General features: G+C 72.3%; 17 protein-coding genes and 1 pseudogene. 12 read left to right on the top strand and 6 right to left on the bottom strand.

Annotated features, from left to right (window positions below; translation table 11 throughout):
* Nucleotides 1-132 precede the first annotated feature (132 nt).
* The gene (locus ACIQ7D_RS06200) at nt 133-1,533 is read left to right on the top strand and encodes a S1 family peptidase (protein ID WP_403934122.1); all 1,401 of its coding nucleotides are present in this window, start codon (nt 133-135) and stop codon (nt 1,531-1,533) included.
* 202 nt (nt 1,534-1,735) lie between these two features.
* Nucleotides 1,736-2,452 (top strand): TetR/AcrR family transcriptional regulator, encoded by a 717-nt coding sequence (locus tag ACIQ7D_RS06195; protein WP_403934120.1) that lies wholly within the window; start codon nt 1,736-1,738, stop codon nt 2,450-2,452.
* A gap of 267 nt (nt 2,453-2,719) precedes the next feature.
* Here the strand turns inward: ACIQ7D_RS06195 and ACIQ7D_RS06190 are convergent.
* Nucleotides 2,720-3,127, bottom strand: a pseudogene (locus ACIQ7D_RS06190) (flavoprotein); the annotation flags it as partial.
* A 362-nt stretch (nt 3,128-3,489) separates the two neighbouring features.
* Between ACIQ7D_RS06190 and ACIQ7D_RS06185 the strand changes: the two are divergent.
* Nucleotides 3,490-4,323, top strand: coding sequence for a hypothetical protein (locus ACIQ7D_RS06185; protein WP_403934118.1), 834 nt, complete (start codon nt 3,490-3,492; stop codon nt 4,321-4,323).
* 228 nt (nt 4,324-4,551) lie between these two features.
* Here ACIQ7D_RS06185 and ACIQ7D_RS06180 read toward each other — a convergent pair whose 3' ends face one another.
* On the bottom strand, nt 4,552-4,947 hold the full coding sequence (locus tag ACIQ7D_RS06180; protein WP_403934116.1) for a YciI family protein: 396 nt from the start codon (nt 4,945-4,947) through the stop codon (nt 4,552-4,554).
* Between the two features lie 61 nt (nt 4,948-5,008).
* The gene (locus tag ACIQ7D_RS06175) at nt 5,009-5,215 is read right to left on the bottom strand and encodes a hypothetical protein (RefSeq protein ID WP_403934114.1); all 207 of its coding nucleotides are present in this window, start codon (nt 5,213-5,215) and stop codon (nt 5,009-5,011) included.
* Here ACIQ7D_RS06175 and ACIQ7D_RS06170 point away from each other — a divergent pair.
* Nucleotides 5,204-5,626, top strand: coding sequence for a LysR substrate-binding domain-containing protein (locus ACIQ7D_RS06170; RefSeq protein ID WP_403934112.1), 423 nt, complete (start codon nt 5,204-5,206; stop codon nt 5,624-5,626). The genes ACIQ7D_RS06175 and ACIQ7D_RS06170 overlap by 12 nt on opposite strands.
* A 72-nt stretch (nt 5,627-5,698) precedes the next feature.
* The gene (locus tag ACIQ7D_RS06165) at nt 5,699-6,940 is read left to right on the top strand and encodes an FAD-dependent monooxygenase (protein WP_403934110.1); all 1,242 of its coding nucleotides are present in this window, start codon (nt 5,699-5,701) and stop codon (nt 6,938-6,940) included.
* Here the strand turns inward: ACIQ7D_RS06165 and ACIQ7D_RS06160 are convergent.
* Nucleotides 6,904-7,176, bottom strand: coding sequence for a hypothetical protein (locus tag ACIQ7D_RS06160; protein ID WP_403935115.1), 273 nt, complete (start codon nt 7,174-7,176; stop codon nt 6,904-6,906). The genes ACIQ7D_RS06165 and ACIQ7D_RS06160 overlap by 37 nt on opposite strands.
* On the opposite strand from ACIQ7D_RS06160, the gene ACIQ7D_RS06155 reads away from it, so the two are divergent.
* The 5 genes from ACIQ7D_RS06155 (at nt 7,139) to ACIQ7D_RS06135 (ending at nt 10,886) form a co-directional block, all read left to right on the top strand.
* Nucleotides 7,139-7,324: a multicopper oxidase domain-containing protein gene (locus tag ACIQ7D_RS06155; protein ID WP_403934109.1), complete on the top strand. Its 186-nt coding sequence runs from the start codon at nt 7,139-7,141 to the stop codon at nt 7,322-7,324. The two genes, ACIQ7D_RS06160 and ACIQ7D_RS06155, sit on opposite strands and share 38 nt — an antisense overlap.
* A gap of 286 nt (nt 7,325-7,610) precedes the next feature.
* Nucleotides 7,611-8,120 carry a helix-turn-helix domain-containing protein gene (locus tag ACIQ7D_RS06150; RefSeq protein ID WP_403934107.1) on the top strand — a complete coding sequence of 170 codons (510 nt, stop codon included), beginning with the start codon at nt 7,611-7,613 and terminating at the stop codon, nt 8,118-8,120.
* A gap of 77 nt (nt 8,121-8,197) precedes the next feature.
* Nucleotides 8,198-8,704: a hypothetical protein gene (locus tag ACIQ7D_RS06145; protein ID WP_403934105.1), complete on the top strand. Its 507-nt coding sequence runs from the start codon at nt 8,198-8,200 to the stop codon at nt 8,702-8,704.
* A 14-nt stretch (nt 8,705-8,718) separates the two neighbouring features.
* Nucleotides 8,719-10,020, top strand: a complete 1,302-nt coding sequence (locus ACIQ7D_RS06140) for an MAB_1171c family putative transporter (RefSeq protein ID WP_403934103.1) — start codon at nt 8,719-8,721, stop codon at nt 10,018-10,020.
* 38 nt (nt 10,021-10,058) lie between these two features.
* Nucleotides 10,059-10,886, top strand: coding sequence for an oxygenase MpaB family protein (locus tag ACIQ7D_RS06135; RefSeq protein WP_403934101.1), 828 nt, complete (start codon nt 10,059-10,061; stop codon nt 10,884-10,886).
* A gap of 145 nt (nt 10,887-11,031) precedes the next feature.
* Here the strand turns inward: ACIQ7D_RS06135 and ACIQ7D_RS06130 are convergent, their stop codons facing one another.
* Together ACIQ7D_RS06130 and ACIQ7D_RS06125 are read right to left on the bottom strand one after the other, a co-directional pair.
* Nucleotides 11,032-12,339 (bottom strand): endo-1,4-beta-xylanase, encoded by a 1,308-nt coding sequence (locus ACIQ7D_RS06130; RefSeq protein WP_403935014.1) that lies wholly within the window; start codon nt 12,337-12,339, stop codon nt 11,032-11,034.
* Between the two features lie 232 nt (nt 12,340-12,571).
* On the bottom strand, nt 12,572-13,642 hold the full coding sequence (locus tag ACIQ7D_RS06125; RefSeq protein ID WP_403934099.1) for an LLM class flavin-dependent oxidoreductase: 1,071 nt from the start codon (nt 13,640-13,642) through the stop codon (nt 12,572-12,574).
* 121 nt (nt 13,643-13,763) lie between these two features.
* Between ACIQ7D_RS06125 and ACIQ7D_RS06120 the strand changes: the two genes are divergently transcribed.
* The gene (locus ACIQ7D_RS06120) at nt 13,764-14,588 is read left to right on the top strand and encodes a response regulator transcription factor (RefSeq protein WP_403935011.1); all 825 of its coding nucleotides are present in this window, start codon (nt 13,764-13,766) and stop codon (nt 14,586-14,588) included.
* The gene (locus tag ACIQ7D_RS06115) at nt 14,575-16,761 is read left to right on the top strand and encodes a sensor histidine kinase (protein WP_403934098.1); all 2,187 of its coding nucleotides are present in this window, start codon (nt 14,575-14,577) and stop codon (nt 16,759-16,761) included. The genes ACIQ7D_RS06120 and ACIQ7D_RS06115 overlap by 14 nt, the downstream gene beginning before the upstream one ends.
* The last annotated feature ends 80 nt before the right edge of the window (nt 16,762-16,841 follow it).

The following is a 16,841-nucleotide window of genomic DNA, read 5'->3' as shown; positions in this document are numbered from 1 at the left end:
GCGAGCGGAAAATCCGGTGGGCTTTGAACCGGGCCCGGTCGCCGTACGTATGGGAGGAGGGCCCTCTGATGCCCGGGCTCCGGCGCTGGCGATGTCGTAGACGTCGTACCGGTACGACCTTGGGGGCCACGGATGAAGCACGCGCGACGCCACCTCCGGCGGATCACGCGACTCGCCGCCGTCGGCGGGCTGGTCTGCGGTGGGCTGCTGGTCTCGAACGCCGTGGCCGACGAGCCGGCCGGCCGCGCGGCGGGGGCCGGGAGCGCGGCCGTCGGTGAGGTGGGGACGGGGCTGGTGGCGAAGCTCGGTGCCTCCCGTACCGCCGGTACCTGGATCGCCGCCGACGGGCGGCCGGTCGTCGCCGTGACGGACGAGGACGCGGCGGCCGAGGTACGGCGCGAGGGAGCGCGGGCCGAGGTGATGCGTTACAGCATGCGCGACCTCGCCTCCGCCACCGAGGCGCTGGCCGAGGCGCCCCGGGTCCCGGGGACCGCGTGGGCCGTGGACTACGCCGCCAACCGGGTCGTGGTGCAGGCCGACAGGACCGTGTCCGCCGGTGACTGGTCCCGGATGACCGAGGTCGCGGACGGGATCGGCGGCTCCGTGGAGATGGAGCGGACCACGGGGGAGTTCGTCACGAAGGTGAACGGCGCCGCGCCGATCTTCACCAACAGCGACCGCTGTTCCGTCGGCTTCAACGTGACGGACGGGCAGAACGACTTCGTCCTGACGGCCGGGCACTGCGGCCCCGCCGGCACCACCTGGTTCCAGGACTCCGGAGGCACCTCGCCGGTCGGCTCGACGGTCGCCACGACGTTCCCCGGGAGCGACTTCTCCCTCGTGCAGTACGAGAACCCGGCCGCGTTCGACGGCACGAGCACCGTCGACATCGGGGACGGCCGGGGCGTACAGATCATCGGCGCCGCCGACCCCGTCGTCGGCCAGCAGGTGTTCCGCAGCGGCAGCACCACGGGGTTGCGCTCCGGGCAGGTGACGGCGTTGAACGTGACGGTGAACTACCGCGAGGGCACGGTGACCGGTCTGATCCAGACCACGGTCTGCGCCGAGCCCGGGGACAGCGGCGGCCCGCTCCTCGCGCAGGGGCTGGCGCTCGGTGTGACCTCGGGCGGCAGCGGGGACTGCACCGTCGGCGGGACGACGTTCTTCCAGCCGGTGTCGACGGCGATGGCGGCCCTCGGGGTACGGCTCGCGGGCGTCGAGGCCGGTGGCGGCAACGAGACGGCGACGGGGAGCGGCGACGGGACGGTGGACCAGGCCGTACCCACCCCCGCGGGGGCGGCGGGCGGCGGCGTTCCCGCGGGCAACGGGTCCGGAGCCGGAGTGGGAAGCGGAACGGGGACGGGCGCGGGTGTTGGTGTCGGGACGGGCTCGGTGAGTTCGATCGTGGACTACCGGACCCTCGTACCCGGGCTGGTGATCATCGCGTTGAGTCTGCTGGGGCTGACGATGGCTCAGCGGATGTGGTCGGACAAGGCCAGCTATCGCGACCAGTACGCGCAGAGTTGGGGCTGACGACCCCTGCCGTTGCTCTACGGTCCGATGGCCGGGGCGCGTCGGAGGGGCGGCCGAAGGGCGCCGACGGGGCCATCGGAGGGGCGCCGAATACCGCGTCTATACCGCGCTTTCGGCTGCCCTGCGCGGGTATTCGACGGTAAGTGAATCATGTCCCAATGGGACATTTGGGGTGTACGATCGACCCCATGAAGGTGATGAGGTGACCCGGCAGGAGCCCGCCCCGACCGACGCCCCCGTCGAGGACGGCCGGCAGCGCAAGGCGCGGCGCACCCGGGAAGCGCTCGGTTCGGCAGCCGCCGATCTCATGCTGGAGCGCGGGCCTGCGGAGGTCACCGTCGAGGCCATCGCCGAGCGCGCCGACGTCACCCGCCGTACGTTCAGCCGCCACTTCAGCGGCAAGGAGGACGCGGCCGTCGAGTCGACCCGGGGCGACGGCGAGCGCATCAACGACGCCCTGCGCGCCCGGCCGGCCGGCGAACCGCCGCTGGTGGCCTACCGGTCGGCCGTCCGTGAGTGGCTGTTCGACGAGGAGCGCCCGGGTGTGCACCGGCGCGCGCGCGGCCGGGCGCTGTTCGCCCTGATCGACCGCGAGCCCGCGCTGTTCGCCGCGTACGAGCGGGTACGGATCGAGGCCCAGGAGGAGTCCGTACGGATCCTCGCCGCCCGGCTCGGGGTGGACCCGGACCGGGATCCCCGCCCCGCGGTGGTCGTCGGGGCCGGTGCCGGGGTGCTGATCGCCGCACTCCGGATGTGGGCGCGCGGTGCGGACGGCGACCCCGAGGGGCTGCCCGTACTGGTCGAGCGCGCGTACGACGCACTGGGCGGGGAGGCCGCGGCGAGGAAGCGCGGCCCCGTGGGGGAATCCCCTTACCCGGGCGGCGAAAATTGTTTCTCCTTGACCCGTTCGAGGTACTGAGGCCGTCTCGGGCTCGGTCCGAGGCCGCCCGCGGCGGGGCCCGGCCGTCCGACTGGACGCCGGGCCCGCGGACATCAGCGAGTTGAAGCGGCTCCCGCGGCGCGGTGCCCGCCTCGCGCACGAGCAGTTCGACGGGGTCGTCTGCGACGCCCTCGACGAGCGCGCCCTCATCACCTGGCTCGGCGAGCCCGCACGAACCGGCGCTCCCGGGCCGGGGCAACTGGCCCGGTTGCCAGAGGAGTTCACCGCCGATTTCGACCGGCTGTACGCCCCGCCGCCGGCCCCGGCCTCGTCGGGCGCGGGATCATGGGATGTGTTCGAGCCGACGCGCACGCCCATCCCGCGCAGCAGGTCCAGGCTCCTGCGGTACGCGGGGTGCGCGGCCAGGGCCGTATTGACGTACGGGAGTACGGCGGTGGGGACACCGGAGCCGTACGCCTCGCACAGGATGCCCAGCGCCAGCGTGTCGGACATCCCGGCCGCCCACTTGTTGATCGTGTTGAAGGTGGCCGGGGCGACCGCGATGGCGTCGGCGGGCGGCAGCGGGCGCGGATCGCCGGGCGAGCGCCAGGCCGAGCGGATCGGGTAACCGGTCCTGGCTTCGAGTGCCGGGGCATCGAGGAAACCGAGGCCGTACGGGGTGGCGACGAGGCCCACGTCCCAGCCCGCCTTCTGGTCACTCACGTGGGAACTCCCCCTTCACGGCTGCCAAGACGCTGTTCAGGCAGGGTACGGCGACGGACGCGGGCCGGATCCGGGCGCACGGCCCCGGGCTCCCGGTCCCCCGACGACACCGGGGCGGTGGCCGGCATACCCGGGCCCGGGTGTGCCGTAAGGGCAGTCATTTTGCCCTCCCGTCGTACCCGGCGCCTCTTCCGGAACGCCGGGAGTCGCGGAGAATAGGGTGGCAACCTCCTGCCCTGTGGAAGGAACCCGCCGTGCACAGCCGTGACGCACATACCTCACACGACCCGAGCCACGCGCGCGGCCGCGGGGCAGACCGCCCGTTGGCGCGTACCGGCGGCCCGGAGTCCCCCATGCACTCCTTGCAGAACTCCGCGGGAAACAAGTTGGTGCTGCGCGCGATGTCCACCCCGGAGGCCGGGGACCGGCAGCACGCCGGGCCCGCGACGCCCCTGCAGAGGGCGATGGGCCCCGCGCAGCCGGTGCAGAGGGCGACGGGCCCCGCGCAGCCGGTGCAGAGGGCGGAGCTCAAGAACACGCCCGTGGGCGAGGCGGGGGGCTTCGGCGGCTCCCTCGACGCGGACGATGTCCGGCTGCTCGGCGAGGCCGCGGGCCGGGTCCACGAGATCATGGCGAAGGCGCAGGGCGACGGCAAAGAGGTGCTGCTCTACATCGGCGTCGGCACCGGCAACCCCTCGGCCGCCTGGGGCAACCCCACCAGTGGCGGCGTCGGCGGGATAACCGAGCAGGACCAGCAGTCCCCGGGCTTCCTCGACGCGGCGGGGGCGGCGGGCTACACGGTCATCGCCGTCAACTTCAATGTCGGGGACGGGAAGGCGATCTCCGAGTCCGGTGGCAACGGCCCCGTGGTGAAGCTGTCGGTGCCCGCCCGCTTCCCGCTCGACGCGGACGGGAAGAAGATGGCGGAGGCGCCCGTGGGGATGCTCCACGCGGCTGCCGGAGCGGCCAGCCGCTTCGCCATCATGAACGCCGTCACGCAGGCCGACTACCAGCCCCTGATCGACCTGGCGACCGCCAAGAAGAACGGGCAGTCCGCCTACTTGAAGTCGTACATGCAGGACGGCAAGACCAGTGCCTTCTCCCCGATGACCAAGAAGAAGGGGATGCAGTCCGAGGGCGGCAAGTTCGCCTCCATGGGTGAGGTCTTCGCCGCGGACCAGGAGTAGGACGGCCGGTCGGCCGGCGACGGCCCCTGGTGAGGGGAAGGCGGCCCGGTCCCACGCGAGGGGCCGCAGGAGCCTGTGCGGTCGGAGGGCGACCGGGGGCCGACCCGGGACTGGTCCGGACCCGGGGGCCGACCCGGGACTGGTCCGGACCCCGGTCCGGGAGTGGTTCGCCCCCGGTCCGGCCCCGACCCTGACCCGATCGCGACCCCGACGCCGACCCCGACCGCCTCACACCTCCGGCGGCCCGGAGGGGACGGGATGGACCTCGACCGGCTCGTTGGCCGGTGCGCCGTCCGGGCCCGGTGCCGCGGAGACCTGCGCGGCGAACTCGACCGCCCGCGCCTTGTCCTTCACGTCGATCACCCAGTAGCCGGCCAGGATCTTCTCGGCCTGGAAGTGCGGTCCGTCCGTCACGACCGGGTCGCCGTCGTTCCGCGCGCTCACGGATGTGACCAGGGAAGGCCCGCCGAGCCCCTCGGCCTGCACGAACTCGCCGTTCTTGACCAACTCGTCGTTGAGCCTGCCCATGTGCGCGACCATCGCGCGCAGGGCGTCCGGCGTGTACGAGGCCATGTCGGCGTCCCAGGTCTCACGGTTCCCGAAGAGCTGCACCATGTACTTCATGTCGTGACTCCCTTGTTCCGTCCGGGGTGTGTGAGGGGTTGACCGTCCCCGGCCCCGGAACTCATCGCACCCCGCCCCCGGAACCAAGAGCCGTGGCCTCCGCCCGCGAGGCCGGATTTCCCGTGACCAGGTTTCCGTCGCGGACGACATGGGGTGCGAAGGGCTCGCCCGACTCGTACCGCGCCCCGCGCTCGCGCAGCGCCTCGTCCAGGAAGAAACGGCACGGTGGCCGCCGGCCCCGCCGCCACCACATTTCGTGACCGTCCACCGCCTGGGATCCTTCACCACGGCGGCCCAGCGGCTCGAACCGTCCCAGCGCACCGTGACCCACCAGATCCGCCTCGCCACGTACCCTCTGATCGCGTACGCCGAGTCCCTGCCGATCATCCGCCGTTACTGGCTCACGGTCTTCGGGTTACGGCCGACCGCGACGCCCTCCCTCGTCGTGGCGGATCTGCGCGGGGCGCTCGCCGCGGTCAAGTCCTCCGCCGGAATCTCCGTACTCCCCAGCTGTCCGGCCGCCGAGGAACTGGTGCGCGGCGAGGTCGTCAAGCTGCTGGAGCCCGAACTCCCGCCCACCAACACCTTCTACCTCGCCACGCGGGACGGGGACCTGACCCGTACGGACCTGTCGCTGCTCCATGGCCAGCTCCTGGTGAAGGCCCGCCTGTGGATGTGACGGCCGTTCCCCGCACCCCCCTGTTACTCTTCGCTGCCAATTGATAGCTCTGCGTTTTCGAGGGGAGTGTGTGTGAAGGTCGCCTGCGTCGGCGGCGGGCCCGCCGGACTGTACTTCTCGATCCTGATGAAGCGGCAGGATCCGTCCCACGAGATCACCGTCCACGAACGGAACCCGGCCGGTTCGACCTACGGATGGGGGGTGACCTACTGGGGCGGCCTCATCGAGAAACTGCGCGCCCACGACCCCGAGTCCGCCCGCACCATCAGCGAGCGCTCGGTCCGCTGGAGCGACGGGGTCGCGCACGTGGACGACCTGACCACCGTCCACCACGGCGACGAGGGCTTCGCCATCGGCCGCCGCGAACTGCTGGACATCCTCGCCGAGCGGGCCCGGGAGCTGGGCGTACACATCGTGTACGAGCACGGGATCACCGCGGGCCCCGACGATCCCGAACTGGCCGGTGCCGACCTGGTCGTGGCCTGCGACGGTGTGAACAGCGGCCTGCGCGAACGGCACGCGGGGCACTTCGGTACGGAGGTCACGGCCGGCCGGAACAAGTACGTCTGGCTCGGCACCACCAAGGTCTTCGACTCCTTCACCTTCGCCTTCACGGAGACCGAGCACGGCTGGATCTGGGCGTACGGCTACGGGTTCAGCGCCCGGCACAGCACCTGCATCGTCGAGTGCTCCGAGGCGACCTGGACGGGGCTCGGACTCCATGAGACGAGCGAGGCCGACACCCTGGCCCTCCTGGAGAAGCTGTTCGCCGTACCGCTGGACGGACACGGCCTGATCGGCCGGGCGGACTCCGACGGCGGCCCGGCGCAGTGGCTCACCTTCCGCACCCTCACCCACCGCACCTGGTCCCGCGGCCGCCTCGTCCTGCTCGGCGACGCCGCGCACACCACGCACTACTCCATCGGCGCGGGCACCACCCTCGCCCTGGAGGACGCCATCGCCCTGGCGGGCGCCCTGCGCGACCACCCGGAGCTGCCGTCCGCACTCGCCCGCTACGAGCGCGAGCGCCGGTCCGCCCTCCTCCCCGTGCAGAGCGCGGCCCGCTACAGCGCACGGTGGTACGAGAACCTGCCGCGCTACATCCACCTCCCGCCCGCGCAGATGTTCGCCCTCCTCGGCCAGCGCCACTCCCCGCTGCTGCCGTACCTCCCGCCCGCGCTCTACTACCGGCTCGACCGCGCGGCGAGCCGCGTGACAGCCCTGCGCGCCCTCAAACGCCGCCTGGGCCCGAGGCTCGCCCGGGTGCTCGCCCGCGCTCAGCAGGTCGTACGGAAGGGCAGACCGGGCAGGTAGGTGCGCCGGCCCGCCCGGGGCAGCTCGATTTTGGTCGTGCTCAGCGCGCCCGGCACGAAGGTCTGACCGAGTTCCAGGTGCTGGAGCGTGCGGTGTACGACGTGTCGGGCTTCAGCCCCGCGGGCGCCACCATCACCATCGCCGATCCGGTACACCGGGGCGAACCCGGTCCCGGACAACGAGCAGGGCTGGAAGGACGTGTTCCAGGTGCGGCGCGGCGAAATGGTCAAGGGCATGGGCCAGTTCACCGGGGCGCACGGCCGGTTCATGTACCACTGCCATCTGCTGGCGCACGAGGACCGGGGCATGATGCGGCCGTTCACCGTCATGCCCCGGGAGGTGCTGGCCTTCGACCATCACCAGCCGGGTCACGGCGGCCACTGACAAGGACGCGCACACCGGATCCCGCCCTGCGCCGGGCGCTGCTGCCCACCCCCGTGAGGCAGCGGCGCCCGGCGCTTTCGCGGCCCCGGGGCCGTTGTCGTCGTACCGGCGAGGTCGATCCTGTAGGTGAGGCGAGCGGAAGTCAACTATCGTGGATTAATGAGTGAGATGGAGAGGGAAGTTCCGTGCCTGTTGGGTCGTTTGCCCCGGTTTTTCACAACGATCGTGTAAATCGATCGAGTAGCGTGATCCCCGTCGAAGGCGGAAGAGTTCTATAGTCCGATCCATGGCCACCACCGATTCTCCACACTCAGAAGCGTCGGCCCCCCGTCCCGGCGAGGGTGGGGAGGCGGCGTCGTCGGAGCCGATGGACTTCGCGGCCCGCTTCCGGCGAGTGATCTCGGTGATATACCCGAAGGACCTGGGCCGCCCGTGGCGCGACTCGGAGATCGCCGAGGGGACGGGCCTGAGCGGTACGTACATCGGGAACCTCCGCAAGGGCACGCAGAAGCCCAGCCTGGAGAACGCGGTGAAGATCGCCAAGTTCTTCGGTGTCCCGCTGGACTACTTCAGCGACTCCGCCACCGCCCAGGCCGTGGAGCGTGACCTGCGGAAGATCGAGGCGCTGCGGGACGCCCGGGTGGAGCGCATCGCGATGCGGGCGGCCGGACTGCCTCCCGCGATGCAGGACGCCGCGCTGACGGTGGTGGAGCAACTGCGCAAGGCGGTCGGACTGCCCCATGGCCACCCGGAGGGTCGTTCCGACGACCGTCCCGACAGCCGTTCCGAGGAGTGACCGACAGCGGGCGAACCCCTCTGGGACACTGGCGTCTTGCCGGAAAGGGCGCCGACGCCGAGGCCGATGGGGAGAGCGTGGGAGATCTGGGGCGCACCCGCCGCCGCATGCGGGCCATGGTCAGGGAGCTGGACCTGCCGCGGACCCGCACCGTCGAGGAGCTGTGCGCGGCGGTCGCGGAACGGACCGGCCGCCCGGTCGAACTGGTCCCGCGCCGGATGCGGGTGGGGGAGCCCTCCGGGTTCGTCGAGCGCCGCGCGGACGCCGACCTCGTCCACTTCGAGCAGGAGACCTCGTCCCTGCACCAGGCCCACATCATCTGCCATGAACTCGCCCACCTCCTGTGCGGCCACCTCGCGGAGGCGCCGACCGCCGAGGAGGAGACGGCCGGGGTGGATCTGCCCACCCTCGACCCCGACCTCGTCAGGCTGGTCCTCGGCCGCTCGCACTACGACGAGGCGGCCGAGGAGGAGGCGGAGATCCTGGGCGCCGAGCTGACGCGTACCCTCGTACTGGCCCCCGGCGCGGGGACCACATCCCAACTGGCGCCGGCGATGGAACACCGCAAAGGACAGCATGTCTGACATACGGGGACGGGATGTCACGTATAGCTGACCTGTCCCACATCTCCGCGGCCGGCCCGGCCCTCGGGGCGCCGCAGATACCTGACGCGCCGTTCAACGTCGTCTATCTCGGTATCGGTACGGTGGCCTGGGTCGTCGCCGCCCTGAAGATACGGGCCTGGCGCCGCGACCCGAGTCCGGGACTGCTCGTCGTCGCCCTGTCGATCGCCTCCCCCGCGACCGCGTTCGTCGTCGCCGCCCCGGTCGTCTACCGGCTGGTCGACCGGATCGCGCACCGCCCCAATCTGGCCACCCTCTTCGTCTATCTCGGCATCATGGGGTTCTCCGCCGCCGCCGTGGTGCTGGCGCGGATGTGGACCGCGCCGGAGGACCGCGTCGAGGCGCGGGTGTGGGACGAGGCGGCCGTGGAGGCCTGGCGCCCGGTACAGGTGCGCCTCACCGTCTTCGCCGTCCTGGTCGCCACGATGATCGTGCTGTTCTTCGCGGGCGGGGCCGCCCGCCCGGAGACCCCGCTCACTTTCGACACCACCTTCGCCACGATCCCGTCGATCGCGTTCTTCCTCGTTCTCTACCAGGGCCTCTTCGGCTTCGCGCTCATCGACATCGGCCGCGTCTGTCTCCGGCACGCCGCCGGACTGCCGGACGGGCCGCTGCGCCGGGGCATCCGGCAGCTCGCGGTGGGGGCCTTCGTCGCCTGCGGATACGGGGTCAGCAAACTCGTCGCGATCGGCGCGGCCGCCGCCGGGACCACCGGCACGGAGTGGCTGAGCACCGCGCTCGGCCCCGCGTTCGCCGCGCTCGGCGCCGTCCTCATCACCAACGGGTTCGCCGGGCCGGCCGTCGCCGCCTGGATCCGCAGGCGGCGCGACTACCAGGCCCTGCGCCCGCTGTGGGACCTCGTCTACCGGGCGGACCGGCGCCTGGCCCTGGAGGCGCCGCCCTCGGCATGGACCGAGCGGCTGGCCGTACGCGACCTGGAGTGGCGCACCGCGCGGCGCGGACTGGAGATACGGGACGGCCAGTTGACGCTGCGCCCGTGGGTCACGCCCGCCGTGGTCCCCGCCGCCACCGCGCTCGCCGAGCGGGCCGGTCTGGACGACGCGGAGCGGGCCGCGCTGATCGTGGCGACCGCCCTGCGCTGCGCCGTCGAGGCACTGAACGCGGGGACGCCGCCGCGCCCCCGCGAGGACCAGACCCCGCTGCCCGGGCTGGACGCGGAACCGGTGGAGGAGCGGGCGCATCTCGTACGGGTCGCCCGCCATCTGTACGCGCCGCTGACCGGTGAGGCGCTGGCCGCCGCCACGGCGACGGAGTGAGGGGCCGACGGAGTGAGGGGCCGACGGAGATGACGGAGATGACAGAGACCCACGAGACGGAGACCCGCGAGACGGACGGGGCGCAGGGGCCGGGAGAGACCTCGGGGACGCGGGACGCCTTCGCGCGGCTCGTGCTGGAGACGATGCCCGAGGAGTCCCGGCTCGGGCTCACCCTGGGCTTCGTCCGTACCTTCGGCATCCCCGGCATCGCCCGGGTGCTGCACGCCACGGGCCGGATGACCCATGAACCGCGCGTCCGGGCCAAGGCGACCGGGGTGTCCATGTTCGCCCTGATCGGCCAGGGGGTGGAGAGCGCGGAGGGCCGGCGGATCGTCGCGGGGCTGCGCCGGATCCACGACCGGCCCGACATCACGCCCGAGCTGATGCGGTACGTCCTGGCCTGCTTCACCATCTGCCCGCTCCGCTTCATCGACGACCACGGCCACCGCGCGGTGACGGACGAGGAGCGGGCGGCGGCGTACGCCTTCCACGTCAGCCTGTCCGACGCGCTCGGCCTGTCCGACGACGCCGACGACACCGGCGAGGGAACGGAGGGCCCGGGTCCGGACGGCGCGGGGATGGCCGGTGTCGAGCGCTGGATGCGCGCGTTCGAGAGCCGGCACTTCGCGCCGAGCGCCGAGGGCGGCGCGCTCTGGGCGGCCACCAGCCAGGGGCTGCTGGCGGCCCGGCTGCCCCGGCCGCTCGCCGGACTGGCCCCCGCGGTGGCCGCCTCGCTCCTGGACGCGCCGCTGCGTACGGCACTCCACGTACGCCGCGCTCCCGCACCCGTACGCGCCCTGGTCGCGGCGGCCCTGCGCGCCCGGGCCGCCGCCCGCCGGCGTCGTACCGCCCGTGGCCCGGCCTGACGGAGCTGACGGAGCTGACGGAACCGGCGGACCTGATGGACCGGACGGAGCCTACGGTCCCGACGGAGCCGAGGAGTTGGCGGGCCGGACGGTGCGGTGGGCGGGGAAGCCCACCGCGCCGCCCGGGCCGCGTCCCCGGCGCGGGTCAGGACGCCGTGCAGGCCCCGACGGTGGGCGCCGACCACTCCCCGTTCGCCAGGACCGTGAAGCCGAAGCTGGTCGCGGCCCCGGCCGCCAGCGTGCCGTTGCCGTTCGGCTTCATCGTCATGACGTTCCCGCCGCTGTCCCAGGCAGGGGTGCCGTTCCAGGTCGTGGAGACCTTCTGCGGCGCGCGTACGGTCACGTTCACCGTCCAGCCGCTGATGGCCGAACTCCCCGCCGTCACCGTGACCTTGCCGTTGAAGCGGTCGCCCCACCGCTCCGTCTCGGAGTACGTGGCGGTGCAGGCCTGACCGCCGCCCCCGCCGCCTCCTCCGCTGCTGGAGCCGCCGAGCGCCGTCAGTACCGAGGTGTACGCGGGCTTCTTCGCGTAGTTGCCGTCGAACAGCAGCGGCGTACCGCTCGCCCGCCACGAGTACTTGTCCGTCACGCCCCACACCGTGATGCCGGTGCAGCGGGAGACCGCCAGGCACGCCTGGACGACGCGTCGGTAGCTGTCCGCCTGGGCGGTGCCGGAGCCCTCGATGTCCAGCTCGGTGATCTGCACGTCGACGCCGAGGTTGGCGAAGCGCTGGAGGTTCTGCTGATAGTCGGCCGGCACCGGGGACTGGGCGTTGAAGTGCGACTGGAAGCCGACGCAGTCGATGGGCACACCGCGCGCCTTGAAGTCGCTGACCATGGCGTAGACGGCATTGCTCTTCGCGTTCTGACCGTCGGTGTTGTAGTCGTTGTAGCAGAGCTTGGCGGCGGGGTCGGCGGCCCGAGCGGTGCGGAACGCCTCCTCGATGAACCCGTTGCCGAGCTTGTCCTGGAACGGCGAGCTGCGCCGGGCGCCCGAACTGCCGTCCTGGAAAGCCTCGTTCACCACGTCCCAGGAGTGGATCTTCCCCTTGTAGTGCTGGGCGACCTGCGTGATGTGGTTGTTCATCGCCGTCCGCAGATCGGCGGCGGCCAGCGAGCCGACCCAGCCGGGGAGCTGGGAGTGCCACACCAGTGTGTGGCCCCGGATCTTCATGCCCCGGCTCTGCGCGTGGCTGACGATCTGGTCGGCGGCGCCGTAGTTGAACGAGTTGCGGGCGGGTTCGAGGGCGTCCCACTTCATCTCGTTCTCGGGCGTGACGCTGTTGAACTCCTGGTTCAGCGTGTTCACGTACCCCGATTCGCCGAGGTGGTTCGCGGCGACGGCGGTACCGAAGTACCGCCCCTTCTCCGCCGCCGACGCGCCGAGCGTCGTCGCGGCGCTCGCGGACGGGGCGGAGGCGAGGACGGCGACCACGACGGTGGCGGCCAGCAGTGCGGTCGGGCGTGCCACGGCGAGCAGACCTCTGTTCTGCAACGTACCGATCACGCTTCCTCCTTGGAGGTTGTCGAAACATGCGGCTCCCCGGGAGGCCCCCACAACCGGCCCGAGACGGTTGGCGCTTTCGTAAAGTCAAGCAAAACTTTCGAAACGCGCAAGGGGGTGCGACGGAGTTGCGTGCGGAGGTCGCGCGCGGGTCGGCACGAGCGGGGCCGGCCGGTCCCTGTCAGCCGGTGGCGGAGGGCCGTCCGAGCGCCGGACCGAGCCGGGTGGCGATGTCGGTGAGGATCTGGACGTAGTCGTCGTGGCCGAAGGTGAACGGCAGGGCGAACGCCACCTCGTCGACCTCGCGGAACGCGGCGTGGGCGTGCAGCCGTTCGGCGATCTCCGCCGAGGACCCGACCAGATCGGGCGCGAACATCAGACGCGCGGGGCCCTGCGGAGCGGTGGTGCGCGGCAGCCGCGCCCGTGCGTACTCCTCGTACTTCGCGCGCTGCGCCGGCGAGGCGCTGTCCGTCGGGATGACGACGAGCCCCTGTGAGACGCGGGCGCGTTCGCCGTCGGGGTGGTGGGCGCGGAAGGCCCGGATGTGCGAGAGCTGGATCCCGGCGAAGTCCAGGGGCTCTCCCGCCCCCGACCGCGTCCCGGTCCCCGGTCTCGTCCCCGTCTCCGCCGCCTGCTCGGGCTCTTCCGCCTTGACCACGCTGCTGGTCAGGAAGTTCATGGCGTTCTCACCGGCCCACCGGGCCGACCGCAGGCTGCCGCCGCCGTACCACATGCGCGCGCCCAGGCCGGGGGAGTGCGGCTGGACCCGGTCGGAGAAGGACTCGAAGCCCTGGACGCCGCTGAAACCGGAGGCGCGCTCGCCGCGTACGAAGTCCAGCAGCCGCCGCACACGGGTGTGGCCGAAGTCCTCGGCCTCGGCGGTGTCCGGGTAGAGCGCGTCCTTGACGTGGTCGTAGTTCATCGGCGGGCCGACGCTGACCCCCGGGTTGAGCCGGCCCCCGGAGAGGATGTCGACGGTCGCCAGGTCCTCGGCCAGCCGCAGCGGATTCTCCCAGCCCAGGGGGATGACCGCGGTGCCCAGCTCGATCCGTGAGGTGCGCTGCGAGGCGGCGGCCAGCAGCGCCACGGGCGAGGAGATGCCGTACTGGAGGTGGCGGTGGCGCACCCAGGCGCTGTCGAACCCCAGCCGCTCGCCCAGCTCGATGATCTCCAGCGTCGACTCGTGTCCCGGGCGGGGATCGGCGCCGTCGAACAGTCCGATCGTCAGGAATCCCAGCTTCCGTAGCTTCATGCCGGGCCGAACGCCGGGGCGGCCCCGATTCATTCCGAACCGCGGCTCTGTGTCATCAACTGCCGGTCTCGTAAGGGGTGTTGACGCTTCGCATACGATCGTCCGCGTGTGCGCAAACATCATGGTCGCCGAAGACGACGCGAAGCAGGCCGAACTGGTGCGCCGCTACCTGGAGCACGAGGGGCACGCGGTCACGGTCGTCGAGGACGGCCGTGCGGCGCTGGAGGGGGTCCGGCACAGGGCGCCCGACCTGCTCGTCCTGGATGTGATGATGCCCCGGACCGACGGCCTGGACGTGGTACGGATCCTGCGCGCCGAGGGACGGGAGGTGCCGGTGCTGATGCTGACGGCCCGTTCCACCGAGGACGATCTGCTGCTCGGGCTGGATCTCGGCGCCGACGACTACATGACCAAGCCGTTCAGCCCGCGCGAGCTGATGGCCCGCGTCCGTACGCTGCTGCGCCGCCACCGGCGCTCCGGGGCGCCACCGGACTCCGGTTCCGGACCTGCTTCCGGTTCTGGTCCCGGCCCTGGTTCCGGCCCTGGTTCCGGTTCCGGTTCTGCTTCCGGTTCCGGGCCCGCACCGGTGCCCGCGCCCGCTGTCGAGGCCGAGGACGAGGTGCTGTCGGTGGGCACCCTCCGGATCGATCCGGCCCGGCACGAGGTGTCCGTCGGGGGGACGCCGGTCGTCTGCACGCCCGGTGAGTTCCGTATCCTCGCCGCGATGGCGGCCGAGCCGGACCGGGTCTTCACCCGGCAGCGGCTCCTGGAGGAACTGCACGGCTTCGCCACGTACATCAGCGGGCGCACCGTCGACGTACACGTCATGCATCTGCGCAAGAAGATCGAGCGTGCCCCGCGGCGGCCGGCCCGGCTGCTCACCGTGTTCGGCGTCGGCTACAAGCTGACCGACCCCGCGAAGAACGGACGCCATGACCCCTCGTGAGAAGCGCACCGCCGCCCGCCTGCCGCTCCGCAGAAGCGTACTCGGCCGACTGCTCACCGTGTCGGCGCTGGTGGCCTCGTGCTCGGTCGCCGCCACGGCCTGGCTCGTCGTGCAGACGACCTCGGTCGCGATCCGCCAGGAGCAGGGGCAGAACCTCAGCGTCGACGCCACCATCTACAACACCCTGATGGGGTACGCGGCCACCCACCCGAGCTGGGAGGGGGTGGACGCCACGGTGCGGAAACTGGCCGAGGACTCAGAGCGCCGGATCACGCTCACCACCCAGGACCGGCGCCCGCTCTCCGACTCGGCCGCCGCCGGGGCCGGTTCGGATTCCGGGGCCGGTCCGGGTTCCGGTTCCGGGTCCGGTTCGGGTTCCGGCCCGTCCGCCGGGGCGTCCGTCGATCCGCTGCCGTCGCAGGCGTCCGCGGTCGTCGATCCGCTCGCCGTCGACACCGCGCTGGTGCCCGACGCGCCATCCGGGGACGCGGACCGCGTCGATCCGCGCGCCGTCGGGCCGTTCCTGCTGCCCGGGAAGGAGCGCGAGGGCCTGCGTCAGATCGCCCTCAGGCAGGTGGAGTGCCTCAACAGCGTGGGCATCGCGGCGGACATCGTCGACAGCCCGAGCGGACGGCCCCGTATCCACTACGTCAGCAGCAGCGACGCCGACCGCACCATGGACGTGAAGTGCCTGGCGAGCGAGCCGGAGGCGCCCACCCTGACCGAGAAGAAGGCCCTCGACGCGCTCAACCGACTGGCCGACGCCTGCCTGAAACGCCAGGACAGGACCGGCGTGAAACTGAACCTGGACCTGTCCTGGCAGCGGGGGTACGCGGAGGGCGCGGACGGTGCCTATCCGGCCGCGGACCCCGTGGACGAGTCCGGCGCCGAGAGGGCCACCGATCGGGAAGCCGCCGCGCGGCAGGCCACCAAGCGGGAAGAGGCCGAGAGGATGGCCCGGGCGAAGGCGGAGAAGGCCGGGGCGGCGGCGGCCTACGGGTACCAGGTGCCGACGGCCGAGGTCCGCAACAGCAAGTACGACCGGGCCATCGCCTCCTGCGTCGGCAGCGCCCGCCGCGAACAGCTCACCGGCTATGTCGCCGCGCCCGCCCTGCTGTTCATCGGCGGCCCGCGCGCCGTCAGCGTGCCCGGGTTCGACCTCTCGCCGAAGAACACCGCCCGTATCGCCGGGGTCGCGGCCCTCGTCCTCGCCCTCACGGTCGGCGCCTCGGTGATCGCCGGAACCCGGTTCGTCCGCCCGCTGCACGCGCTCACCGGCGCCGCCCAGCGGATGCGGGACGGCCTCGACTCGGCGCCGGTGCCGGTCGGCGCGGACAACGAGATCGGCCGGCTGGCCGCCGCCTTCAACGACATGGCCGCGCACCGCGCCCAGTTGGAGGCCCAGCGCAAGGCGATGGTCAGCGACGTCGCCCATGAACTCCGTACGCCGCTGAGCAACATCCGCGGCTGGCTGGAGGCGGCACAGGACGGACTGGCCGAACCCGACCCGGCGTTCGTCGCCTCGCTCCACGACGAAGCGGTCCAGCTCCAGCACATCATCAACGACCTCCAGGACCTGGCGGCGGCCGACGCGGACGCGCTCCGGCTGCACATGGAGCCGGTACGGATCGACGACCTGCTCGGCCAGGTCGCCACGGCGCACCAGGGCCTGGCCGAGACCGCGGGCGTCACGCTGGCGCTCGCCCCGGCGGCGTCCGGCGCCCCGAGACCGCCGCTGCTGGACGCCGACCCGGTGCGGCTGCGCCAGGCCGTCGGCAATCTGGTCTCCAACGCGGTACGGCACACCCCGCCCGGCGGGCGGGTGACGCTGCGCTCGTACGTCACCGATCCCGCGCACCCCGGCGGGGAGGTGGCCGTCGAGGTCGCCGACACCGGGACCGGTATTCCGGCCGCCGATGTCCCGCATGTGTTCGACCGTTTCTGGCGTGCGGAGAAGTCCCGTAACCGGTCCACCGGCGGCAGCGGCCTCGGCCTGGCGATCGTCCTCAAGCTCGCCGAGGCCCACGGCGGCACGGCGGGTGTGGCGAGCACGGAGGGGAAGGGCTCGGTCTTCACACTGCGGCTGCCGGCCGCGCCGGAGACCGGCCCGGGCGCAGGGACCGGTGGGGCGGGGGAGACGGCAGGGGCTGACGGGACCGCCGTACGGCCCTGATGCGATGACTATGGCGTCCTGACAGGTTCTTCACATGTGGTCGACAGGCTGGCGTCATGCCCGGAACCTGGTGCGACTCG

The sequence above is a fragment of the Streptomyces sp. NPDC096310 genome, assembly GCF_044763125.1.
Taxonomy (GTDB): Bacteria; Actinomycetota; Actinomycetes; order Streptomycetales; family Streptomycetaceae; genus Streptomyces.
Note: the sequence above shows the minus strand (reverse complement) of the source record. Positions and strands in the feature narration are given on the sequence as shown.